This window comes from Streptomyces piniterrae (assembly GCF_005048155.1).
Taxonomy (GTDB): domain Bacteria; phylum Actinomycetota; class Actinomycetes; order Streptomycetales; family Streptomycetaceae; genus Streptomyces; species Streptomyces piniterrae.
Window position 1 is genome coordinate 1 of the sequence record NZ_SUMB01000018.1, and the last position, 22,345, is coordinate 22,345.

Genomic DNA, 22,345 nt, shown 5'->3' on the forward strand with positions numbered 1-22,345 from the left:
GGCGGCGGGACGGGCGGTGCGGCGGGTGCGGGCGGGGCGGGCGGCGCCGGTGGGGCCGCGGGGGACGGCGGCGAGCCGGGCGGGACGGGCCGGCCGTGGTGGGGGGTCCAGCTCATCGTGGCGCCGTGCTCGGGCTGTCCTGGATGGCCCTGCTGGCCTGGCGTCTGCCCCTGGGGCGGTGGCAGCGGAGCCCCCACTGCGTACTGCATCCGGTGGCTCTCCGTCTCGTGCGGTCGACATGGTGCGGTGCTCGGCGCCGGGTGGCGTGGTCCAGGACCATCCGGTGCGTCGTGCGGTAACCGACCGGCCCACAAGGGCCGTTGTGCCCGACACCGTCGGCGTGGGTGTACTTCTGCGAACGGTACTCTGCCAGCTCGCACTGGGTGCGGTCCCCACCCCCGGCGCTCACCGGAGGAACGTCCGGGGGCGGTGGGGAGTGCCCGATCCGGTGCGTCAGCCGTCGAGTTCCTCGGCCAGCGCACGGAGCGCGAGACGGTACGAGCCGATGCCGAAGCCGGCGACCGTACCGCTGGCGACCGCCGCGATCACCGAATTATGCCGGAATTCCTCGCGGGCGTACGGGTTCGAGATGTGCACCTCGATGAGCGGCGCGGTGCGCTGCGCCGCGGCGTCCCGCATCGCGTACGAATAGTGCGTGAAGGCACCGGGGTTGATGACGACCGGGATCGAGCCGTCGGCGGCTTCGTGCAGCCAACGGACCATCTCCCCCTCGTCGTTGGTCTCCCTGACCTCCGCGTCGAACCCCAGCTCCTTGCCGAGCGCGGTGCACTGCTCGACCAGCCCGGCGTAGGAGGTGGCGCCGTAGACGTCCGGCTCGCGGGAGCCCAGCCGGCCGAGGTTGGGGCCGTTCAGGACCAGCACTCTGCGATTCATCGGGCTCACGCCGCAATCTCGGCATGCGCGGCAAGCAGCATGGCCGGGTCCGGGCCCTCCAGGACGGTCGGCTTGGCGAGGCCGTCGAGGACGATGAAGCGCAGCCGGTCGCCGCGGGACTTCTTGTCGACCTTCATGGTCTCCAGCAGCTTGGGCCACTGGTCGCCGCGGTAGGTCAGCGGCAGCCCGACGGACGCCAGGACGGCGCGGTGCCGGTCGGCGGTGGCGTCGTCCAGGCGGCCCGCGATCCGGCCGAGTTCGGCGGCGAAGACCATGCCGACGGAGACGGCCGCGCCGTGCCGCCAGTTGTAGCGCTCGTTCTTCTCGATGGCGTGCGCCAGGGTGTGGCCGTAGTTGAGGATCTCGCGCAGACCGGACTCCTTGAGGTCCGCCGAGACGACCTCGGCCTTGACCCGGATCGCCCGCTCGATCAGCTCGGCGGTGTGCGCGCCGTCCGGGCGCTTGGCGGCCTCCGGGTCGGACTCGATCAGGTCGAGGATCACCGGGTCGGCGATGAAGCCGGCCTTGATGACCTCGGCCAGCCCGGAGACGTAGTCGTTGACCGGCAGCGAGTCGAGCGCGGCCAGGTCGCAGAGCACACCGGCCGGCGGGTGGAAGGCGCCGACGAGGTTCTTGCCCTCGGCGGTGTTGATGCCGGTCTTGCCGCCGACGGCCGCGTCCACCATGCCGAGGACGGTGGTGGGTACGGCGATCCAGCGCACTCCGCGCAGCCAGGTCGCGGCCACGAAACCGGCCAGGTCGGTGGTGGCGCCGCCGCCGACGCCGACGATCACATCGGTGCGGGTGAAGCCGGTCTGGCCGAGCGCCTTCCAGCAGTACGCGGCGACCTCGGCGGTCTTGGACTCCTCCGCGTTCGGCAGCTGGATGGCGATCGCCTCGTAGCCCTGGCCGGCGAGGTCCTCGCGCAGTGCCTCTCCGGTGGCGGCCAGCGCCTCCGGGTGCAGCACCGCGACCCGCTTGGCGCCGTCCCCGATCAGGCCCGGGAGTTCACCGAGCAGCTGCCGCCCGACGAGCACCTCGTACGGGTCGGTGCCTGCCGTACCGCCGACCTGGATACGGGTGGCCTGCTCCGTCATGCCTGTTCCTCCCTGTTGGCGGCCTGCGGGGCGTCGCCCGCGGCCTGCCGTAGCTCCAATGCGTCCAGGATCGCCTCGACGACCTGGCCGGGGGCGCGCTCCGCGGTGTCGATCACGGCGCGCGCCACCTCGGTGTACAGCGGGCGGCGCTGTTCCATCAGCTCGCGCCACCGCTTGCGCGGGTTGACCGCGAGCAGCGGGCGCGGCGCGTCCAGGCCCACCCGCTTGACGGCGTCTGCGAGTTGGACGTCCAGGAAGACGACCGGCAGCCCCGCGAGCAGCTTGCGGGTGCCGTCGTCCATGATCGCGCCGCCGCCGAGCGACAGCACCCCGTCATGGCCTTCGAGGGCCGTGCGGACCGCTTCCCGCTCCAGTTCGCGGAGGTACGGTTCGCCCTCGTCGACGAAGATGTCCGCGATCGGCTTGCCGGCCGTGGTGACGATGTCGGCGTCGGTGTCCCGGTAGCCCACGCCCAGCCGCTCGGCGAGCAGCGCGCCCACCGTGGACTTGCCGGCGCCGGGCGGGCCGATCAGTACGACGACCGGGGCCGTCATTTGATCGCCAGGTTGTCGAGGTAGCCCCGCACGTTGCGGCGGGTCTCCGGCACGCTGTCGCCGCCGAACTTCTCCGCCACAGCGTCGGCCAGCACCAGCGCCACCATCGCCTCGGCTACGATGCCGGCGGCCGGCACGGCGCAGACGTCCGAGCGCTGGTGGTGCGCCTTGGTCGCCTCACCCGTGGTGACGTCCACCGTGGCCAGGGCCCGCGGCACCGTCGCGATCGGCTTCATCGCGGCGCGGACGCGCAGGAGTTCACCGGTGGTCAGCCCGCCCTCGGTGCCGCCGGAGCGGCCCGACGTGCGCCTGATGCCGTCCTCGGTGGCCACGATCTCGTCGTGCGCCTTCGAGCCCGGCACCCGCGCCAGGTCGAAGCCGTCGCCGACCTCGACGCCCTTGATGGCCTGGATGCCCATGAGGGCGGCGGCCAGCCGGGCGTCCAGCCGGCGGTCCCAGTGGACATGCGAGCCGAGGCCGACCGGCACGCCGTAGGCCAGCACCTCGACCACGCCGCCGAGGGTGTCGCCGTCCTTGTGGGCCTGGTCGATCTCGGCGACCATCGCCTTGCTCGCGTCCGCGTCCAGGCAGCGCACCGGGTCGGCGTCCAGCTTCTCCACGTCGGAGGGCTTGGGGTAGACGCCGTACGGGGCCTTCGCCGCGGCCAGCTCGACGACATGCGAGACGATCTCGATGCCGGCCGTCTCCTTGAGGAAGGAACGGGCGACCGCGCCCAGGGCGACCCGGGCCGCAGTCTCGCGGGCGGAGGCGCGCTCCAGGATCGGCCGGGCCTCGCCGAAGCCGTACTTCTGCATTCCGGCCAGGTCGGCGTGACCGGGGCGGGGGCGGGTCAGCGGCGCGTTACGGGCCAGCGCGGCGAGCTCCTCCTCGTCCACCGGATCGGCCGCCATCACCTGCTCCCACTTGGGCCACTCGGTGTTGCCGACCATGATCGCCACGGGCGAGCCGAGCGAAAGGCCGTGCCGCACCCCGCCGAGGAAGGTGATCTCGTCCTGCTCGAACTTCATCCGGGCACCGCGGCCATAGCCCAGCCGGCGCCGGGCCAGCGCGTCCGCCACCAGCTCGGTGGTGATCGGGACCCCGGCCGGAAGGCCCTCCAGCGTCGCCACGAGTGCGGGGCCGTGCGACTCCCCCGCCGTCAGCCAGCGCAACCTGCTCAACGGTGCTCCTCATGTACTGCTCGTCCGCGTACGGTCTTCTCCCGATCCTCCCACGTCGCAGCGGCCGGGCAGCGCCCCGTCCAGGGTGCGGACCGGGCGCGGGCGGGAGGAATGGGACAGATCGCCGGATCGGTGCAGCAACTGAGCCGGCTCGGCGGGCGACGGGGGCCACCCGGAGCCGTGCTCATCGCATCAGCGGGCGGCGAGTGCCGCCTCGCCCGCCCGGCGCATCGCGGCCAGCGGCGCCGGGGACCGTCCGGTCATCTGCTCCACCTGGAGCACCGCCTGGTGCACCAGCAGGTCGAGGCCGCCGACGACCGCACCGCCGTGCGCCGCCCAGGCCGTGGCCAGCGTCGTCGGCCAGGGCTCGTACAGGACGTCGAAGAGCGTGCCGGGGTGTTCGGGCACGGCGGCGGCGAGCGCGTCGGTGGTGCCGGCCGGTGTGGTGGCGATGGTCAGCGGCGCGTGCAGCGCCTCGGCGGCGTCGTCCCAGGGCGCGGTACGGACCGCGACGCCCAGCCGCTCCCCCCAGCCGCGCATCTCGTCGGCGCGCGCGGCGCTGCGGACGTACGCGGTCACCTCGCCGGTGCAGATACGGGACAGCGCGGCGAGCGCCGAGGAGGCGGTGGCGCCGGCGCCCAGGACGGACGCCCGCTCGACCTTGCCGACGCCGCGCTCGCGCAGCGCGGCGAGCATGCCCGGGATGTCGGTGTTGTCGCCGAGGCGGCGCCCGTCGGCCGTGAGGACGACGGTGTTCACCGCCTCGACCGAGGCCGCGGTCTCACTGATCTCGTCGAGCAGCGGGATCACGGCCCGCTTGAGCGGCATGGTCAGCGACAGCCCCGCCCAGGTGGCATCCAGCCCTTCGATGAAGGACGGGAGTGTCTCCTCGTCGACCTCGTGGCGGTCGTACGTCCAGTCGCTCAGGCCCAGCGCCGCGTAGGCGGCACGGTGCAGTTCCGGGGAGAGGGAATGGGCAATCGGGGATCCGAGGACCGCGGCTCGACGTCTGGCGCTCATTGCTTGGCTTTCTCGCGTTCCTTTTCGTAGATGCGGCGGTTGCGCTCGTGCTCTTCGTTCGTCGCGGCGAACAGCGTCTTTTCCGGGTTGATCGAGACGAAGTAGTACCAGTTGCCCTTGGCCGGGTTGATGGCCGATTTGAGTGCCACCTCGCCAGGGTTGCCTATCGGCCCCGGCGGCAGACCCTTGAACTTGTAGGTGTTGTACGGGTCGTTGAACTTGCGCAGATCGTCGACGGATCCGGTGTCCAGGGTGCTTTCCGTCTTGGCGTAGTTCACGGTCGAGTCGAAGTCGAGCAGCCCGTAGGTCTCGGTGTTGTTCGGCTTGAGACGGTTGTAGACGACGCGTGCGACCTTGACGAAGTCGTGTTTGTACTTGCCTTCGGCCTGCGTGAGGCTGGCGACGGTGAGCAGCTGCATCGGCGAGTCGAGCTGGAGCTTTCGCGCGTTCCCCTGCAGGTCGTACTTCTCGTACACCTGGTTGGCCCGCGCCACCATCTCCTTCAGGACCGTCTCCGGCTTCGCCTTGCCGCCGACGCTGTACGTCGACGGGTAGAGGAAGCCTTCCAACGGGTCCTTGATATTCGCGGAGTTGTTGGCCCAGGAGGGCAGCCCGAGCTTCTTGAAGTCCTTCCGGGCGATCTGCTTGGTGGTGCCCTTCTTGAGCTTGAGCCGCTGGTCGATGAGTTCGTACACCGCCCCCGCCCGAAGCCCCTCGCGGACCGTCAGTCCGTTACGGCTCTTGGGGTCCAGCATCAGCTCGATGGCGGCGGCCGCCGACATGTGTTTGCGCAGCGAATACGTGCCGGGCTGGAGGCTCTTGTCGTTCTTGCTGTCGACGGCGGCCTCGCTGAACGCGTCGGCGCTCTTGACGACGCCCGCCTTTTTGAGCGTCAGGCCCATCTGCATGATCGAGGAGCCGGGTTCGATTTCGACCTGCACGTCACCGGAACCCTCGCCCTCGTAGTCGGGCGCCGGTCCGAAATGACTCATGAAGAAGTCATAGCCGAAATATCCGACGGTCCCGACAACTCCGGCGAAAACCAGGGTGATGACCAGGCATGCCCGGCCGCTGCGGCGTTTGTTCTTCTTGCCGCGGCGCTCGCGGTCGGACCGGCGTCCGCGCGGGTTGTCGTCGGGATCGTCGTCATCGACGCCGTCCGCGAAGAACGCGTGCTCCGGCTCCCGTTCCCGCCGCTCCGGCTCGACCCGCCAGTCGCCCTCCGCGGTGTCGTCGAACCCCGGCTCGACGCGCTGCTCGTACGGGCGCTGCTCGTATTGCCGCTGGTCGTACTGGCGCTGCTCGTACTGCTGCTGCTCGAACTGCTGCGACGGATAGGGCTGCTGTTGCTGGGGCACCTGGCGCTGCTGCGGGTGCGGCGGCGCCTGCTGCTGCACCCGCTGGGGCTGCTGCGCGTACGCGTCCTGGGAACCGTAGTAGTCGGTGCCCAGGCCGCCGTACGGATCGGCCGGCTGCTGGCCATAGGGGTCGTACGGGTCGTATGGCTGCTGCCCGCCCTGCGTGTCCCATCTCCCGTCGTACTGCTCCTGGGGATGCTGCTGGGGGTACGGCGCGGACTGAGCCTGCTGCCCGCCCCACTGGGACTGCTGCGGCTGGCCTCCGTAGGAACCCTGGTCTCCGTAGAGCGGGTCCTCGGGATGCCACGGTTCGGAGCCGTAGCCCCGGCCATACTCGGTCATCGATCCCCTAGAGCCGAGAGGCGGAGCGCTCCGAACGGGCAGCGCTCTTGCTGTACCGATCCGCCTCTGCTTGCACGCGCGGCTGTTCGAACCGCCACATCGCGCGGAACGTTACCGTACCGCGATCAGATGACCACTTCGACGCTCTCTCCCGGAGGCTGCCCGGAGACCCGTTCGGTTTCGAGTGCGCTCTGGAGGATAACTACGGCGGCCGCCTGGTCGACCACCGAACGGCCCTTCTTGCTGCGCACGCCAGAGGCCCTGAGACCCTGGGTCGCGGTCACCGTCGACATCCGCTCATCGACCAGCCGGACCCCGACAGGTGTGATGTTCTTCGCCATCTCGTGGGCGAACGCCCGGACCTTGGCCGCGGCCGGCCCCTCTCCCCCACTGAGGGAGCGGGGCAGGCCGACCACGACTTCGAGCGGCTCGTACTCGTCGACGATCGCCTTCAACCGCCGGTGCGCCGCCGGGACATCGCGTCCCGGCACCGTCTCGACGGGGGTGGCGAGGACCCCGTCGGGGTCGCACGAGGCGACCCCGATCCGGGCATCCCCGACATCAACGGCGATTCTTCTGCCGCGTCGCATGGCACTCACGCGCTTCAGGCCACCTCGGCGACGAGCCGCTCGACGGCCTCGATGGCCTCCGGCACCGCGTCGGCCTTCTGACCGCCGCCCTGGGCGACGTCCGGCTTGCCGCCGCCGCCTCCGCCGAGCGTCTTGGCGGCCGTACGGACCAGCTCGCCGGCCTTGATGCCGCGCTCGCGGGCGGCCTCGTTGGTGGCGATGACGGTCACCGGGCGGCCGTTGGCCACCGAGAACAGGGCCACGACGGCGGCGCGGTCGCCGGCGATGCGGCCGCGCACGTCCAGCACCAGCTTGCGCAGATCGTCGGCGGAGGTGCCGTCCGGGACCTGGCCGACGGCCAGGGCCACGCCCCGCACGTCCTTGGCGCCCTCGGCCAGCCCGGCGGCGGCCTGGAGCACCTTCTCGGCGCGGAACTTCTCGATCTCCTTCTCGGCGTCCTTCAGCTTGGCCAGAACACCGGAGATCTTCTCGGGCAGCTCCTCCGGGCGGCCCTTGACCAGCTCGGTGAGCTGCGAGACGACGGTGTGCTCGCGGGCCAGGAACCGGTAGGCGTCCACGCCGACCAGCGCCTCGACACGGCGTACGCCGGAGCCGATGGACGATTCGCCGAGCAGCTTCACCAGGCCGAGCTGGGCGGTGTTGTGGACATGCGTGCCGCCGCACAGCTCCTTGGAGAAGTCGCCGATGGTGACCACGCGCACCCGGTCGCCGTACTTCTCGCCGAACTCGGCGATGGCGCCCTGCTTCTTGGCGTCCTCCATGCTCATGACCTCGGCGTGCACATCGAGCTCACGGGCGAGGACGTCGTTGATCTTCTGCTCGACGTCGGTGAGGACCGAGCCCGGTACGGCGGTCGGCGACCCGAAGTCGAAGCGGAAGCGGCCCGGGGAGTTCTCCGAACCGGCCTGGGCGGCCGTCGGGCCGAGGGCGTCGCGCAGCGCCTGGTGCGTGAGGTGGGTGGCGCTGTGGGCGCGGGCGATGGCCCGGCGGCGGGTGACGTCGATGGCGGCGTACCCGGCGGCGCCGAGCACCACCTCGCCGACCTGGACGACCCCCTTGTGGACCGTGACGCCGGGCACCGGCTGCTGGACGTCGCGGACCTCGACGACGGCGCCGGAGTCCAGCTTGATCCGGCCGGTGTCGGCGAGCTGGCCGCCGCCCTCGGCGTAGAACGGGGTGCGGTCCAGGACGACCTCGACCTCGTCGCCCTCGTGGGCGGCGGGCGCCGGGACGCCGTTGACCAGCAGGCCGACGACGGTGGACTCGCCCTCGGTGGCGCTGTAGCCGGTGAACTCGGTGGCGCCGGACTTGTCGGCGACCTCGCGGTAGGCGGACAGGTCGGCGTGGCCGCTCTTCTTGGCCTGGGCGTCGGCCTTGGCGCGGTCCCGCTGCTCCTTCATCAGGCGGCGGAAGCCGTCCTCGTCCACCGAAAGGCCCTGCTCGGCGGCCATTTCGAGGGTGAGGTCGATGGGGAAGCCCCAGGTGTCGTGGAGCAGGAACGCCTTGTCGCCGGCCAGGACCGTGCCACCGGCGGTCTTGGTGTCGGTGACAGCGGTGTCGAGGATGTTGGTGCCGGCCTTCAGCGTCTTGACGAAGGCGGCCTCCTCGGCGAGGGCGACCGTCTCGATGCGGCGGCGGTCCTCCAGCAGCTCCGGGTACTGCTGGCCCATCGTCTTGATGACGACGTCCAGCAGCTCGCCGACGACTAGGTCCGTGGCGCCGAGCAGCCGCATGTTGCGGATGGCGCGGCGCATGATGCGGCGCAGGACGTAGCCGCGGCCCTCGTTGCCGGGGGTGACGCCGTCGCCGATGAGCATCGTGGCGGTGCGGATGTGGTCGGCGACGACGCGGAGCGAGACGTCGGAGCCGTGCGCGGCGCCGTAGCGGACGCCGGTGAGCTCGGTGGCCTTGTCGATGACGACGCGCAGGGTGTCCGTCTCGTACATGTTCGGGACGTCCTGCAGGATCATCGCCAGGCGCTCGAGGCCGAGCCCGGTGTCGATGTTCTTGCTGGGCAGGTCACCGAGGATCTCGAAGTCCTCCTTGCCGGTGCCGGCGCCCCGCTCGTACTGCATGAAGACCAGGTTCCAGATCTCCACGTACCGCTCGTCGTTGACGGCCGGGCCGCCCTCGACGCCGAATTCCGGGCCGCGGTCGTAGTTGATCTCGGAGCACGGGCCGCACGGGCCCGGGACGCCCATGGACCAGTAGTTCTCCTTCTTGCCCAGCCGCTGGATGCGCTCCTTGGGCACCCCGACGACCTCGTGCCAGATCCGCTCGGCCTCGTCGTCGTCGAGGTAGACGGTGATCCAGAGCTTCTCCGGGTCGAGGCCGTAGCCGCCGTCGGCCTGCGAGCTGGTCAGCAGCTCCCAGGCGTACTTGATGGCGCCTTCCTTGAAGTAGTCGCCGAAGGAGAAGTTGCCGCACATCTGGAAGAACGTGCCGTGCCGGGTGGTCTTGCCGACCTCTTCGATGTCCGGGGTACGGACGCACTTCTGGACGCTGGTGGCGCGCGCGGCGGGCGGCTTGACCTCGCCGAGGAAGTACGGCTTGAAGGGGACCATGCCCGCGTTGACGAGCAGCAGCGTCGGGTCGTCCGCGATGAGCGACGCCGACGGCACGACGGTGTGCCCACGCTCTTCGAAGAAGCGCAGCCAGCGGCGGCGGATTTCAGCCGACTCCATCAGTGGTCCTCATTTCCAGTCGGTCCGGTCAGCCCGGTCTGTCCGGGTGTTCTCGTGGTTCGGTAGTGCGTTTCGAGCGCCGCGGGGGTGCGCGGCGCGGGCAGCTCACGGACGTCGCTCGTGTCGCCGAGACCGAGCGCGTCGTGCAGCTGCTCTTCACGGTCCGCCATTCCCGTGCGTACGTCCAATGCAAATTGACGCAGCCGGTGCCCTGCCTCGACGGCCTTGTCCGCGGCCTGCGCGGCGAGACTGTCGGGCTGCAGTTTGCGCAGCTTGCGGTGGACCTTGTTGGTGGCCCACACCCCGGCGGCGGCGCCGGTGGTGAACCAGAATGCGCGGCGGAACATCGCTGTGATCAGTCCTTGGAGCGACGGTTGCGGCGCCCGCCACGGCGGGCGCCGGGCAGGGTTCGGCCGACGACGACGGTGCGCTTTGCGCCGTCGGCGGGGGCGGCGGCGCCCTTCTTGCCGATCGCGCGGCGCACGCCGTAGCCGAACGCCGCGACCTTGACCAGCGGTCCGCCGAAGGCGGAGGAGACGGTCGAGGAGAGCGCGGAGGCGTTGGCGGTGACCTCTTGGACGTCGGCCGCGATGGCGTCGACGCGGGCCAGTTGGGTGTGCGCGGAGCGGACGGTGGCGGACGCGTCGGCGAGCAGCGGGACGGCCTGGTCGGACACCTCGGACACCATCTTGGTGGTCGCCTTGAGCGTCTGTGCGAGCCTCACCAGCACGAGGGCGAGGAACGACACGAGGATCGCCCAGAAGACGGCCACGAGGATCCCGGCCACCTCTCCACCGGACACGTTGGCACCACTTTCCGACTGGTTGGGGCCGAGCTCGGCCCGCTCGGTTGTCCCGCTCGAACGGCAACCTTGACCTTATCGCGCCGTGACTGTCCGTCCGTACCCCGTTCCCGGAGAGGGGCGGGCGTCGGCACAACGAACGAACCCGCCGTCTCCCCGTCCGCGAGCGGCGGGGAGACGGCGGGCTGTGCTGAGGCTGCGCCTGCGGTGCTGCTTAGCGGGCGTAGTACTCGACGACGAGCTGCTCGTCGCAGATCACCGGGATCTCCTTGCGGTTCGGGTCCCGGTCGAGGCGGAACGCCAGAGCCTGCAGGTTGACCTCCAGGTAGCGGGGGGTCTCGCCGTCGGGGGCGTAGCCACCCTCACGCGCGACCTGGAAGGGGTGCTTCTCGCGGCTGCGCTCGCGGACCATCACGACGTCGCCGGGGCGGACGCGGAAGGACGGCTTGTCGACCTTGCGGTCGTTGACCGCGATGTGGCCGTGGACGACCATCTGGCGGGCCTGGTAGATGGTGCGGGCGATACCCGACCGCAGGACGAGCGCGTCCAGACGGCGCTCAAGCTCGACGATCAGGGCCTCGCCCGTCTTGCCTTCGACCTTCCGAGCGCGGTCGTAGGCACGGGCCATCTGGCGCTCGCTGATGTCGTACTGCGCACGCAGACGCTGCTTCTCCAGCAGACGGACCTTGTAGTCACTGCTCTGCTTGCGGCCACGGCCGTGCTCGCCGGGCGGGTAGGGACGGGCCTCGAAGTACTTGACGGCCTTCGGCGTCAGCGCGATGCCGAGCGCGCGCGACTTCTTGACCTTGGGACGCGACTGGTTCACGTGGAACGGACCTCCGTGTAAGTTAGGTGAGGCTTACCTTAGCGCGAGGAGAACGCATGTTTCGACCTGGGATCCCCCTGCCCAGTGCCCAGAGCACCGAGGCGGGTCAGCCGCGTCCCGTGGAAAACGCCCAGCAGCCCACCGCCGCCGAGCGCGTACGAACCCTCGTCGAGTCCAATGGTATGGCGTCCCTGAGCATCCCCGGAGTCGAGGACCCCGACGAGACCGGCCTCGGGGCGCCCGTCTGCCGGACGGTGACACCCGAGGGAGACGTGCTGTTGCTGGTTCCTGGCGACTCCGCGGCGGCACGGGCCGCCGCCCACGCCCAGGACGACGACCTCACCGCCGTGATGGAGATCACGGATGTCGCGCCGGTTTCGGTGCCGCATCGCATCCGCGGACGGGCCTGGGTGGCCGGCTGGCTGACCCCCGTACGCAACGAGCAGCGCGCCCAGGCAGCGATGCTGCTCGCCGAGCGGCATCCCGTCGGCGAGCTGCTCGGCATCGGGGAGGCGCTCCAGCCCGAGCCGGCACCGGGGTTGTACGGGCGGACCGCCTGGATGATGCTGCGCCTGGAGGTCGGTGAGGGCGCGGTGGACGACCTGTGGGGCGCCGAGCCCGTGGAGCCCGACGAGTTCGCCGCCGCGACGCCCGATCCGCTGGTGGCCCACGAGGCCGACCTGCTCCAGCATCTGCACGCGGCGCACGACGACCAGGTGCGCGGCCTGTGCAGCCTGCTGGGCGACCGCGCCCAGCTCTGCGGCGCGCGCGACCGGGCGGTACCGGTGGCGCTGGACCGCTTCGGCCTGCGGGTTCGCTTTGTCCAGGGATCCGGGGGTCGCTCCCCGGGAGACGGCGGCACCGATGCCGAGCAGCGCTCCTTCGACGCCCGCTTCGACTTCCCCGAGCCGGTACGGGACGTCGCCGAACTGCGCCGCGCCATGCACGGCCTCTTCGAGGCGGCCGCGGAGTAGGGAGCGGCGAAGCAGGGGCAGCGCACCGGGGCTTCGGCCGACGCGGCGCCGCCCGGCCGGCGGCGCCCAGTGGCGCCCAACTCGCCGTCCGCTGACGGGGGTTGACCGGACCGGACGGGCGCGCGGCACCGGGGCAGTCAGCGCCGGGCTACTCGGAGCCGCCCTCCCCCGTCGCGCCCGTCGCGCCGCGCAGTCGCGCGCGGACCCGCTCGGCGACGTCCGCGTAGCGAGCCTCGGCGCCGTGCCGGGTCGGGGTGTAGTAGCGCCTGCCGTGGACCTCGTCCGGTGCGTACTGCTGGGCCGCGATGCCGCCCGGGAGGTCGTGCGGGTACTGGTAGCCCTGGCCGTGGCCGAGCTTCTGGGCGCCCTTGTAGTGGCTGTCGCGCAGATGCGGCGGCACGGCGCCGGCCCGCCCCGCGCGGACGTCCGCCAGCGCGGCGTCGATCGCCATGTACGCGGCGTTCGACTTGGGCGCCAGGGCGAGCGCGATGGTGGCCTGGCTCAGGGTGATCCGGGCCTCGGGGAAGCCGATCATCGCCACCGCCTGGGCCGCGGCGACCGCGGTCTGCAGGGCGGTGGGGTCGGCCAGGCCGATGTCCTCGCTCGCCGAGATCATCAGCCGGCGGGCGATGAACCGCGGGTCCTCGCCCGCCTCGATCATCCGGGCCAGATAGTGCAGCGCGGCATCGACGTCGGAGCCGCGGATGGACTTGATCAGGGCGCTGGCGACGTCGTAATGCTGGTCGCCGTCCCGGTCGTACTTCACCGCAGCGCGGTCGACGGACTCCTCCAGGGTCTGGAGGGTGATCTCCGTTTCTCCCTTGGCCATCGCCGAGCCGGCCCCGGCCTCCAGGGCCGTCAGCGCCCGCCGGGCGTCGCCGCCCGCGATCCGCAGCAGATGCGCCTCGGTGTCCTCGGGCAGGGTGACCGCGCCCGCGAGCCCGCGCGCATCGGTCACGGCGCGGCGCAGCAGCCCGCGCAGATCGTCGTCCGTGAGCGGTTCCAGCGTCAGCAGCAGCGAACGGGACAGCAGCGGGGAGATCACCGAGAAATACGGGTTCTCGGTGGTCGCGGCGATCAGGGTGACCCAGCGGTTCTCCACGGCGGGCAGCAGGGAGTCCTGCTGGGCCTTGCTGAAGCGGTGGATCTCGTCGAGGAAGAGGACGGTCTCCTTGCCGAAGCCGCCGGAGGCGCGCCGGGCACCGTCGATGACCGCCCGGACCTCCTTGACCCCGGCCGTGATCGCGGAGAGCTCCACGAAGCGCTTGTTCGTCGCCTGGCTGACGACATACGCCAGGGTCGTCTTGCCGATGCCGGGCGGCCCCCACAGGAACACCGACGACGGCCCCGCCGGGCCCCCGTCGCCCTCGCCGACGAGGCGGCGCAGCGGCGAGCCCGGCCTGAGCAGATGCTGCTGCCCCACGACCTCGTCGAGGGTGCGCGGGCGCATCCGCACGGCGAGCGGAGACCCCGCGGGGTCCTTCTCCTGGCGGTCTTCGGCGGCGGCGGTGAACAGGTCGGGCTCCACGCTCACGAGCCTATGCCACCCCACTGACAACGCCCCTGGCCACCGCGGTGACCAGGGGCGTCGGAAGCCCGGAGACAGACCGTGCCCGGTGGATCGGGCCCAGGGCCTGTCCGAGGCGCTAGATCAGAGTGCTCCAGTACGACCAGAAGTTGGTGAGGATCAGCAGCAGGATCACGCCGTACCAGAGCACCGGTACGACCCAGTGGAACTCCAGCACCGACGTCCGCAGCGCCGCGGGGGCCGGGATGATGCCGTGCTTGATGTTGTGCACGGTCGTGTACCAGAACATCAGGATCGTGACGGCCCAGGTCAGCGAGCACCACAGGCACAGCGAGTGGATGCTGTAGAGCGACTGGACCATCAGCCACATGCAGAAGACGGCACCGAGCAGGGTGCCGACGTTCAGCCCGATCCAGTACCAGCGGCGGTAGCGGGCGCCCGACAGCAGGCCCATGCCGATCGCGACGACCGCACCGAAGGCGACCAGTCCGGCGAGCGGGTTCGGGAAGCCGAAGACGTCCGCCTGCCAGCTGTTCATGACATTGGTGCAGGAGATGATCGGGTTGAGGCTGCAGGCCGGCTTGAAGGTCGGGTCCTTGAGCAGCTCGAACTTGTCGAGGGTGATGACCGCCGCGGCCAGGATGCCCAGCGCGCCGGTGATCACCAGGAGGAGGGCGAATCCGCGACCCGCGCCGATGGTGCCCGAGTCGCTCGCGTGGTCGTCGTCGATGGACACGTCATCAACCGCTGTCGTCGTCATAGGGCCGTTCCGTCGTCGGTGGGGAGTGTGGCCGGGGCCCGCACCCGCGGGCGCGGCTTTCATTGTGCCCCAAGTCCACAACGCCCCACCGTTCGATACGCGTAAGTAAGGGGGATCCACAGGCCGGAGATTGACGCGAGGGCCGCCCCGACGATCACTCCCCGCCCGGACGGCCCTCGTCTCTCCCCACGAACACCGCAACCATCAATTGCGCAACCCACACGGCGAGCAATTGGGTCCGCGAGAGCGGCGCCGGTTTAGGCGCAAAGGGGTCAGCCCAGCCTGCGCCGGACCTCCTCGACCACGGCGTCCACCGCGACCGGGGTCTGCTCGCCGCTCTCCAGGTCCTTGACCTGCACGACGCCCTCGCCCAGGTCCCGCTCGCCGGCCACCAGAGCCAGCCGCGCGCCGGAACGGTTGGCCGACTTCATGGCGTTCTTCAGGCCCTTGCCGCCGTACGCGAAGTCGGTGGCGACGCCGGCCCGGCGCAGCTCGGTGACCGTGCCGAAGAGCACCCGGCGGGCCTCCTCGCCCAGCGGGACCGCGTACACGGCGGTGGCGGCGGGGATGTCGAGGGTGATGCCCTCCGCCTCCAGTGCGAGCACCGTACGGTCCACGCCCAGCGCCCAGCCGACGGACGGCAGCTCGGGGCCGCCGATCATCTCGGAGAGACCGTCGTAGCGGCCGCCGCCGCCCACCGCGGACTGCGAGCCCAGACCGTCGTGGACGAACTCGAAGGTGGTGCGGGTGTAGTAGTCCAGGCCGCGCACCAGCTTCGGGTCGTCCTCGAAGGCCACGCCCGCCGCGGTCAGCAGCTCGCGCACCTGCTCGTGGTACGCCTTGCACTCCTCGCAGAGGTAGTCGCGGAGCATGGGCGCCCCGATGAGCTGCTCCTGGACCGACTCGCGCTTGTCGTCGAGGACCCGCAGCGGGTTGATGTCGATCCGCCGGCGGGTGTCCTCGTCCAGCTCCAGACCGCGCAGGAACTCCTGCAGCGCGGCCCGGTAGACGGGGCGGCACGTCTTGTCGCCGAGCGAGTTCAGCAGGATGCGGAAGTCGCGCAGCCCCAGCGAGCGGTACGCCTGGTCGGCGAGGATGATCAGCTCGGCGTCCAGCGCGGGGTCCTCCGCGCCGATCGCCTCGGCGCCGACCTGCGAGAAGTGGCGGTAGCGGCCCTTCTGCGGGCGCTCGTAGCGGTAGTACGAGCCGGAGTACCAGAGCTTGACGGGCAGGTTGCCGCCCTTGTGGAGGTTGGCCTCCAGCGCCGCCCGCAGGACGGAGGCGGTGCCCTCGGGGCGCAGCGCGAGCCGGTCGCCGCCCTTGGTCTCGAAGGCGTACATCTCCTTGGTCACGATGTCGGTGGACTCACCGACGCCGCGTGCGAACAGCTCGACGTTCTCGAATCCGGGCGTCTCGATGTAGCCGTACCCGGAGTTCCGCAGCGGCGCGGCGATCGCCTCGCGCACCGCGAGATAGCTCGCGGAATTCGGCGGGAGCAGATCGTACGTGCCCTTGGGTGCCTTGAAGGTGCTCACGGAAAAGTCTCGTCACATTCCTCGTCGCGGAGCGGAGGTGAAGCCGTCTCCGAGGCCGGCGGCCACTTCCCGGAGGAAGGGGTTGGTGGCGCGCTCGCGGCCGATGGTGGTCTGGGGGCCGTGGCCGGACAGGACGACGGTGGAGTCCTCCAGCGGGAGGCATACGCGCTCCAGCGACCGGAGGATCTCGGCGTGGTCGCCGCCCGGCAGATCGGTACGTCCGATGGAGCCGGCGAACAGCAGGTCGCCCGAGAAGAACACCGGCGGAATGTCCGCCTGCTCGGGCATCCTGAACGTCACCGACCCCTTGGTATGGCCCGGGGCGTGCGCGACGGAGAACTCCATCCCGGCGAGTTCCAGGGCGGCGCCGTCGGTCAGCTCCTTGACGTCGTCCGGCTCCCCCACGGTGAGTTCGCCCATGAGCTGCTGCCCGATGGAGCGGCCGAGGGCCTTCTCCGGGTCGCTCATCATGAAGCGGTCCTCGGGGTGGATCCAGGCCGGGACGTCATGCGCGCCGCACACCGGGACCACCGAGGCGACGTGGTCGATGTGGCCGTGCGTGAGGACGACCGCCACGGGCTTGAGCCGATGCTTTCTGACCGCGTCCTCGACTCCTTGGGCCGCTTGGTGGCCCGGGTCGATGATGACGCACTCCTCGCCGGCGGCGGGGGCGACCAGGTAGCAGTTGGTCCCCCAGGCCCCGGCGGGGAACCCGGCAATCAGCACGTTCGTCCTTAAAGGTCGTGGAGGTCGGTCCCTGGGACCGCTCCCGGAACATCTCAGCAGCTCCAGAGCCTACCGGCGGGACTCCCAGCAGGGCGAACCCGTATACGGTACGGCCACGGCAGACCAGAGCGACCGATGGCCGGGCGATTCGACGCCTCTGGCCAAGATAGGGAGACGACCGGTGGTCAGCAACGATCAGCGGCGGCGGCAGCTCGCCCGGGAAAAGTTCGAGCGCCAGCAGCAGCGCCGGGCGGCGGCCCAGCGCAAGACCAAACGCCGCAACGTGATCATCGCGTCCATAGTCGCGGTGGGACTGGCCGCCGGCGGCGTCGCCTACGCCTCGGTCGGCCTGGCCGGCGGCGACCAGGAGTCCGACCGGGCCGTGAACACCCCGCCGCCGACCAAGGTGCCGGACCCGTGCGGCAAGCCCGCCAAGGGCTCCCCGTCGAAGGAGACATGGAAGAAGGAGCCGGCCATGACGGTCGACACCGACGCCTCCTACGCCGTGCAGCTGTCCACGACCTGCGGGCGGATCGATCTGAAGCTGGACGCCGGCAAGGCGCCGCACACGGTGAACTCCTTCGCCTTCCTCGCCGGGAAGGGCTACTTCGACCACAGCAAGTGCCACCGGCTGGTCGACCAGGGCATCCATGTGCTGCAGTGCGGCGACCCGTCCGCCACCGGCCGGGGTACGCCCGGCTACACCATCCCGGACGAGAACCTCAAGGACCCCCGGCTCAAGGGCAATGTCTATCCGGCGGGCACCGTCGCGATGGCCAACAGCTACGACGGGGAGCACGAGAAGACCCGCAACTCCGGCGGCAGCCAGTTCTTCCTCGTCTTCGAGGACAGCCAACTGCCCCCGAACTACACGCCGTTCGGAACCATCACCGGTGGCATGGACGTCCTGAAGAAGATCGCCAAGGCCAGTTCGACGCTCGACCGGGCGACCGGCAACACCGCCCCGAACGCGACCGCCGTCATCGACAAGGCGACGATCAGGAAGTCCTGACCGCCGGCCGGCCGGTGATCAGGGCGCCGGCCGGCCCGAGCCCGTCCGTCGCCGCCCGTATCCGAACCGCTGAATTTCGGTCGCGTGGATGCGGACAGCCGACCGCCGGTCGCCTAGATTGGCGTTTGGGTAGGGTGCCTGCTCCGACGGCGGCACCCGCACCCGCAAGACAGCCCGTCGGACCGGCCAGGGCGCGGCTCTGCCGGGACAGAAACTGTGGACGATGCCGGGGGGCCGCACGCCTCGGTCGGCATCATGTGGAGGAGGCGCTGTGAGCAGCGACCCATGGGGCCGCGTCGATGAGACGGGGACCGTGTACGTGCGTACCGCCGATGGCGAGAAGGTCGTCGGATCGTGGCAGGCGGGATCTCCCGAGGAGGCCCTCGCCTACTTCGAGCGCAAGTATGAGGGCCTGGTCGTCGAGATCGGCCTCCTCGAACGGCGGGTCAAGACCACCGACCTGTCGGCGAAGGACGCCATGACCGCGATCGACCATCTGCGCCAGCAGGTCGACGAGCACCACGCGGTGGGTGATCTGGACGCGCTGTCGAAGCGGCTGGACGCGCTCGTGGGCACGGTCGAGGCGCGCCGCGAGGAGCGCAAGGCGCAGAAGGCCAAGCAGAGCGACGAGGCCCGGCAGGCCAAGGAGAAGCTGGTCACAGAGGCCGAGGAGCTCGCCGCCAGTGAGCAGTGGCGGGCGGCCGGTGAGCGGCTGCGTGCGCTGGTCGACACCTGGAAGGGCCTGCCGCGGCTGGACCGCAAGGCGGACGACGAGCTGTGGCACCGCTTCTCGCACGCCCGCTCGGCGTTCTCCAAGCGGCGCAAGGCGCACTTCGCGTCGCTGGACGCGCAGCGCGAGGAGTCCCGTAAGGCCAAGGAGAAGCTGGTCTCCGAGGCCGAGGCGCTGTCGAACTCGACGGACTGGGGGGCGACGGCCGCCCGCTACCGCGAGCTGATGACGGAGTGGAAGGCGGCGGGCCGCGCCCAGCGCGAGCACGAGGACGACCTGTGGAACCGCTTCCGCGGCGCCCAGGACGTCTTCTTCCAGGCGCGCGGCGAGGTCTTCGCCGAGCGCGACGCCGAGCAGCGGGAGAACCTCACCCGCAAGGAGGAGCTGGTCGTCGAGGCCGAGAAGCTGCTGCCCGTCTCGGACCTGAAGGCGGCGCGGGCCGCGTTCCGCTCGGTCAACGAGCGGTGGGAGGCCATCGGCCATGTGCCGCGGGACGCCCGCCCGAAGATCGAGGGCCGGATGCACGCCGTCGAGCGCGCCATCCAGGACGCCGAGGAGTCCGAGTGGCGGCGTACGAACCCCGAGGCGCGGGCGCGGGCCGCGGGGCTGACCGGCCAGCTCCAGGACGCCGTCGACAAGCTGCAGAAGCAGATCGACACGGCGCGGGCGGCCGGCAACGACGCCAAGGCCGACAAGCTCTCCCGTGAGCTGGAGGGCCGCAAGGCGCTGCTGGACCAGGCGCTGAAGGGCCTGGAGGAGTTCGGCGGCTGACTTTTGCCGCTAGACCGCCGCCGCTCTCGCGGAGGTGGTTTCTCGCCGTAGGGGTTCCTCAATTGATGGCTGAGGTGCCAGACGAGGAGGGCCCGGTACGAAGCTCGTACCGGGCCCTCCTCGCGCTCTCACGGCCTGCGGGCCGACGTCACCCGGTAGACGTCGTACACGCCTTCCACGCCCCGTACCGCCTTGAGGACATGCCCCAGGTGTTTCGGGTCGCCCATCTCGAACGTGAAGCGGGAGGTGGCGACCCGGTCGCGGGAGGTCTGGACGGCCGCGGACAGGATGTTGACGTGCTGGTCGGACAGCACCCGGGTGACGTCGGACAGCAGCCGGGAGCGGTCCAGCGCCTCGACCTGGATGGCCACCAGGAAGACCGAGGACTGGGTGGGCGCCCACTCGACCTCCAGGATCCGCTCCGGCTGCCGGGACAGCGAGTCGACGTTGACGCAGTCGGCGCGGTGAACCGATACGCCACTGCCGCGGGTGACGAAGCCGATGATGGGGTCGCCGGGCACCGGCGTACAGCAGCGGGCGAGCTTGACCCACACATCGTCGACGCCCTTGACGACCACGCCCGGGTCGGCGCTGGAGCGGCGCTTGGAGCGCGGCCGGATCGGCGTCGACTCCGCGATGTCCTCGGTGGCCTCGTCCTGGCCGCCGAGCGCCTGCACCAGCTTCTGGACGACGCCCTGCGCGGCGACATGGCCCTCGCCGATCGCCGCGTAGAGGGAGGAGATGTCGGGGTAGCGCATCTCGTGCGCGAGGGTGACCAGGGAGTCGCCCGTCAGGATCCGCTGGATCGGCAGGTTCTGCTTGCGCATGGCGCGCGCGATGGCGTCCTTGCCCTGCTCGATGGCCTCGTCGCGGCGCTCCTTGGAGAACCAGCCGCGGATCTTGTTGCGGGCGCGCGGCGACTTGACGAAGCCCAGCCAGTCGCGGGACGGCCCGGCGCCGGGCGCCTTGGAGGTGAAGACCTCCACCAGGTCGCCGTTGTCCAGGGTCGATTCGAGGGGTACCAGCCGCCCGTTGACCCGCGCTCCTATCGTGCGGTGGCCGACCTCGGTGTGCACCGCGTACGCGAAGTCCACAGGGGTGGCGCCGGCCGGCAGCGCTATCACGTCGCCCTTCGGCGTGAAGACGAAGACCTCGTTGCGGGAGAGGTCGAAGCGCAGCGATTCGAGGAACTCGCCCGGGTCCTCGGTCTCCTTCTGCCAGTCGAGCAACTGGCGCAGCCACGCCATGTCGTTGACGGCGTCCTTGTCCTTGCCGGCCTTGCCCACTCCCTTGGGCGCGTCCGTACGCACCTTGGAGGCGCCGGCGGAGGGCTCCTGCTTGTACTTCCAGTGCGCGGCGATGCCGTACTCGGCGCGGCGGTGCATGTCGAAGGTGCGGATCTGCAGCTCGACGGGCTTGCCGGCGGGGCCGATGACCGTGGTGTGCAGGGACTGGTACATGTTGAACTTGGGCATCGCGATGTAGTCCTTGAACCGGCCGGGGACCGGGTTCCATCGCGCGTGGACGGTGCCGAGAGCGGCGTAGCAGTCCCTGACCGTGTCGACGAGGACGCGGATGCCCACCAGGTCGTAGATCTCCGCGAAGTCGCGGCCGCGGACGATCATCTTCTGGTAGACGCTGTAGTAGTGCTTAGGCCGCCCGGTGACGGTGGCCTTGATGCGGGCGGCGCGCAGATCGGCCTGGACCTCGTCGGTCACTATGGCCAGGTACTCGTCGCGCTTGGGCGCCCGCTCGGCGACCAGCCGCACGATCTCGTCGTACATCTTGGGGTAGAGGATCGCGAAGGCGAGGTCCTCCAGCTCCCACTTGATGGTGTTCATGCCCAGGCGGTGGGCCAGCGGCGCGTAGATCTCCAGGGTCTCGCGGGCCTTCTTCTCCTGCTTCTCCCGCTTGAGATAGCGCATGGTGCGCATGTTGTGCAGCCGGTCGGCGAGCTTGATGACCAGGACGCGCGGGTCCTTGGCCATCGCGACGACCATCTTGCGAACCGTTTCCGCTTGCGCGGCCTCACCGAACTTGACCTTGTCGAGCTTGGTGACGCCGTCGACCAGCAGCGCGACCTGGTCGCCGAAGTCGCGGCGCAGGGTGTCCAGGCCGTACTCGGTGTCCTCGACGGTGTCGTGCAGCAGGCCCGCCATCAGCGTGGCCGGGTCCATGCCGAGCTCGGCGAGGATCGTGGTCACCGCGAGCGGGTGGGTGATGTACGGGTCGCCGCTCTTGCGCTTCTGGCCGCGGTGCCAGCGCTCGGCGACCTGGTAGGCCCGCTCGACCTGGCGCAGCGTGGCCGCCTCGATCTTGGGGTCGTTGCCGCGCACGATCCGCAGCAGCGGCTCCAGGACCGGGTTGTACGGGCTGGAGCGCTGCACGCCGAGGCGGGCGAGGCGGGCCCGCACCCGGTTGGGCGAGCCGGAGCGGCCCACGGGGGTGGGCGGCAGGGGCTTGGGCGCCGGGGTCGCGGCGGGGGGATCGGCCTTGGCGGGCGGCTTGGGCGCGGGGGCCTGCTTCGACGCGGGCCGCGGCTCGTCCGCCGGGGCCGCGGCGGCGCCCGCGTCGGGCTTGGGGGCCGGGTCGGGCTTGGGGGCCGGGTCGGGAGCCTGGGCGGACCCGTTGGCGGAAGCCGGGGCCGTGGCGCCGGCCCGTGCGGTGCCGTGGGGCGCGCTCTGCCGCTCGGGCTTCGGCGCGTCCGCCGTGGGCTTCGGCTCGTCCGGGTGCGCGGCGGGGGATCCCGCCGGACGCAGTCCGGGGGAGAGCGGCTGGGCCTCGTCTGGCAAGAGCACTCCTCAAGCGATTCCGGACCCCAGGACCAGAACGGGCCGGGGTGCCATGGTATCGACCCCCGCGTCCGGACTGCCGCGCGGCCATGGGTCCGTACATGACACAGCACCAGGGGCACCCGAATTCTTCCGGGTGCCCCTGGTGCGTGCGGGAAGGGAGAGGTCG

General features: G+C 70.9%; 19 protein-coding genes and 1 pseudogene. 3 read left to right on the plus strand and 17 right to left on the minus strand.

Annotation, left to right across the window (positions count from 1 at the left end; translation table 11 throughout):
* From FCH28_RS38755 to rpsD, 12 genes and pseudogenes are all read right to left on the minus strand, one after another.
* Positions 1 to 209 (minus strand): annotated as a pseudogene (locus FCH28_RS38755) (hypothetical protein); the annotation flags it as partial.
* A 244-nt stretch (positions 210 to 453) separates the two neighbouring features.
* The gene (gene aroQ, locus FCH28_RS35585) at positions 454 to 894 is read right to left on the minus strand and encodes a type II 3-dehydroquinate dehydratase (RefSeq protein WP_136744562.1); all 441 of its coding nucleotides are present in this window, start codon (positions 892 to 894) and stop codon (positions 454 to 456) included.
* A 5-nt stretch (positions 895 to 899) separates the two neighbouring features.
* Complete coding sequence (gene aroB, locus FCH28_RS35590) at positions 900 to 1,991, minus strand: 3-dehydroquinate synthase (RefSeq protein ID WP_136744563.1); 1,092 nt, start codon at positions 1,989 to 1,991, stop codon at positions 900 to 902.
* Complete coding sequence (locus FCH28_RS35595) at positions 1,988 to 2,545, minus strand: shikimate kinase (protein WP_136744564.1); 558 nt, start codon at positions 2,543 to 2,545, stop codon at positions 1,988 to 1,990. The genes aroB and FCH28_RS35595 overlap by 4 nt, the downstream gene beginning before the upstream one ends.
* Positions 2,542 to 3,726: a chorismate synthase gene (aroC, locus tag FCH28_RS35600; protein WP_136744565.1), complete on the minus strand. Its 1,185-nt coding sequence runs from the start codon at positions 3,724 to 3,726 to the stop codon at positions 2,542 to 2,544. The genes FCH28_RS35595 and aroC overlap by 4 nt, the downstream gene beginning before the upstream one ends.
* Before the next feature lie 192 nt (positions 3,727 to 3,918).
* Positions 3,919 to 4,746: a shikimate dehydrogenase gene (locus FCH28_RS35605; RefSeq protein ID WP_136744566.1), complete on the minus strand. Its 828-nt coding sequence runs from the start codon at positions 4,744 to 4,746 to the stop codon at positions 3,919 to 3,921.
* Complete coding sequence (mltG, locus tag FCH28_RS35610) at positions 4,743 to 6,446, minus strand: endolytic transglycosylase MltG (RefSeq protein ID WP_136744567.1); 1,704 nt, start codon at positions 6,444 to 6,446, stop codon at positions 4,743 to 4,745. Before mltG ends, FCH28_RS35605 begins: the two co-directional genes overlap by 4 nt.
* A 125-nt stretch (positions 6,447 to 6,571) precedes the next feature.
* On the minus strand, positions 6,572 to 7,036 hold the full coding sequence (gene ruvX / locus FCH28_RS35620) for a Holliday junction resolvase RuvX (protein ID WP_136744672.1): 465 nt from the start codon (positions 7,034 to 7,036) through the stop codon (positions 6,572 to 6,574).
* A 14-nt stretch (positions 7,037 to 7,050) separates the two neighbouring features.
* On the minus strand, positions 7,051 to 9,720 hold the full coding sequence (gene alaS, locus FCH28_RS35625) for an alanine--tRNA ligase (RefSeq protein ID WP_136744568.1): 2,670 nt from the start codon (positions 9,718 to 9,720) through the stop codon (positions 7,051 to 7,053).
* A complete protein-coding gene (locus FCH28_RS35630) occupies positions 9,720 to 10,067 on the minus strand; it encodes a DUF6167 family protein (protein WP_136744569.1) in 348 nt (115 codons plus the stop codon). The genes alaS and FCH28_RS35630 overlap by 1 nt, the downstream gene beginning before the upstream one ends.
* Positions 10,068 to 10,075: 8 nt before the next feature.
* Positions 10,076 to 10,522, minus strand: a complete 447-nt coding sequence (locus FCH28_RS35635) for a DUF948 domain-containing protein (RefSeq protein ID WP_246103488.1) — start codon at positions 10,520 to 10,522, stop codon at positions 10,076 to 10,078.
* 214 nt (positions 10,523 to 10,736) lie between these two features.
* Complete coding sequence (rpsD, locus tag FCH28_RS35640; RefSeq protein ID WP_136744570.1) at positions 10,737 to 11,348, minus strand: 30S ribosomal protein S4; 612 nt, start codon at positions 11,346 to 11,348, stop codon at positions 10,737 to 10,739.
* Positions 11,349 to 11,530: 182 nt separating this feature from the next.
* Between rpsD and FCH28_RS35645 the strand changes: the two genes are divergently transcribed.
* Positions 11,531 to 12,322, plus strand: coding sequence for a DUF2470 domain-containing protein (locus tag FCH28_RS35645; RefSeq protein ID WP_136744674.1), 792 nt, complete (start codon positions 11,531 to 11,533; stop codon positions 12,320 to 12,322).
* Between the two features lie 148 nt (positions 12,323 to 12,470).
* Here the strand turns inward: FCH28_RS35645 and FCH28_RS35650 are convergent, their stop codons facing one another.
* From FCH28_RS35650 to FCH28_RS35665, 4 genes are all read right to left on the minus strand, one after another.
* Positions 12,471 to 13,850 (minus strand): replication-associated recombination protein A, encoded by a 1,380-nt coding sequence (locus FCH28_RS35650; protein ID WP_136744675.1) that lies wholly within the window; start codon positions 13,848 to 13,850, stop codon positions 12,471 to 12,473.
* 118 nt (positions 13,851 to 13,968) lie between these two features.
* On the minus strand, positions 13,969 to 14,610 hold the full coding sequence (locus FCH28_RS35655; protein WP_136744571.1) for a vitamin K epoxide reductase family protein: 642 nt from the start codon (positions 14,608 to 14,610) through the stop codon (positions 13,969 to 13,971).
* A gap of 272 nt (positions 14,611 to 14,882) precedes the next feature.
* Positions 14,883 to 16,145, minus strand: a complete 1,263-nt coding sequence (hisS, locus tag FCH28_RS35660; RefSeq protein ID WP_136744572.1) for a histidine--tRNA ligase — start codon at positions 16,143 to 16,145, stop codon at positions 14,883 to 14,885.
* A 12-nt stretch (positions 16,146 to 16,157) separates the two neighbouring features.
* Positions 16,158 to 16,871: an MBL fold metallo-hydrolase gene (locus FCH28_RS35665; protein WP_136744573.1), complete on the minus strand. Its 714-nt coding sequence runs from the start codon at positions 16,869 to 16,871 to the stop codon at positions 16,158 to 16,160.
* Positions 16,872 to 17,052: 181 nt separating this feature from the next.
* Here FCH28_RS35665 and FCH28_RS35670 point away from each other — a divergent pair, with 181 nt between their 5' ends.
* A complete protein-coding gene (locus FCH28_RS35670) occupies positions 17,053 to 17,883 on the plus strand; it encodes a peptidylprolyl isomerase (protein ID WP_136744574.1) in 831 nt (276 codons plus the stop codon).
* Between the two features lie 271 nt (positions 17,884 to 18,154).
* Positions 18,155 to 19,384, plus strand: a complete 1,230-nt coding sequence (locus FCH28_RS35675; protein ID WP_136744575.1) for a DUF349 domain-containing protein — start codon at positions 18,155 to 18,157, stop codon at positions 19,382 to 19,384.
* Positions 19,385 to 19,512: 128 nt separating this feature from the next.
* On the opposite strand, the gene FCH28_RS35680 is transcribed toward FCH28_RS35675, so the two are convergent.
* On the minus strand, positions 19,513 to 22,176 hold the full coding sequence (locus FCH28_RS35680) for a RelA/SpoT family protein (RefSeq protein ID WP_425472070.1): 2,664 nt from the start codon (positions 22,174 to 22,176) through the stop codon (positions 19,513 to 19,515).
* Between the last annotated feature and the right edge of the window lie 169 nt (positions 22,177 to 22,345).

Coding starts and splice junctions, on each gene's coding strand:
- aroQ (WP_136744562.1), bottom strand. CDS start 894: ATGAATCGCAGAGTGCTGGTCCTGAACGGCCCCAACCTCGGCCGGCTG.
- ruvX (WP_136744672.1), bottom strand. CDS start 7,036: ATGCGACGCGGCAGAAGAATCGCCGTTGATGTCGGGGATGCCCGGATC.
- mltG (WP_136744567.1), bottom strand. CDS start 6,446: ATGACCGAGTATGGCCGGGGCTACGGCTCCGAACCGTGGCATCCCGAG.
- FCH28_RS35605 (WP_136744566.1), bottom strand. CDS start 4,746: ATGAGCGCCAGACGTCGAGCCGCGGTCCTCGGATCCCCGATTGCCCAT.
- aroB (WP_136744563.1), bottom strand. CDS start 1,991: ATGACGGAGCAGGCCACCCGTATCCAGGTCGGCGGTACGGCAGGCACC.
- FCH28_RS35595 (WP_136744564.1), bottom strand. CDS start 2,545: ATGACGGCCCCGGTCGTCGTACTGATCGGCCCGCCCGGCGCCGGCAAG.
- FCH28_RS35655 (WP_136744571.1), bottom strand. CDS start 14,610: ATGACGACGACAGCGGTTGATGACGTGTCCATCGACGACGACCACGCG.
- FCH28_RS35630 (WP_136744569.1), bottom strand. CDS start 10,067: ATGTTCCGCCGCGCATTCTGGTTCACCACCGGCGCCGCCGCCGGGGTG.
- FCH28_RS35645 (WP_136744674.1), top strand. CDS start 11,531: ATGGCGTCCCTGAGCATCCCCGGAGTCGAGGACCCCGACGAGACCGGC.
- alaS (WP_136744568.1), bottom strand. CDS start 9,720: ATGGAGTCGGCTGAAATCCGCCGCCGCTGGCTGCGCTTCTTCGAAGAG.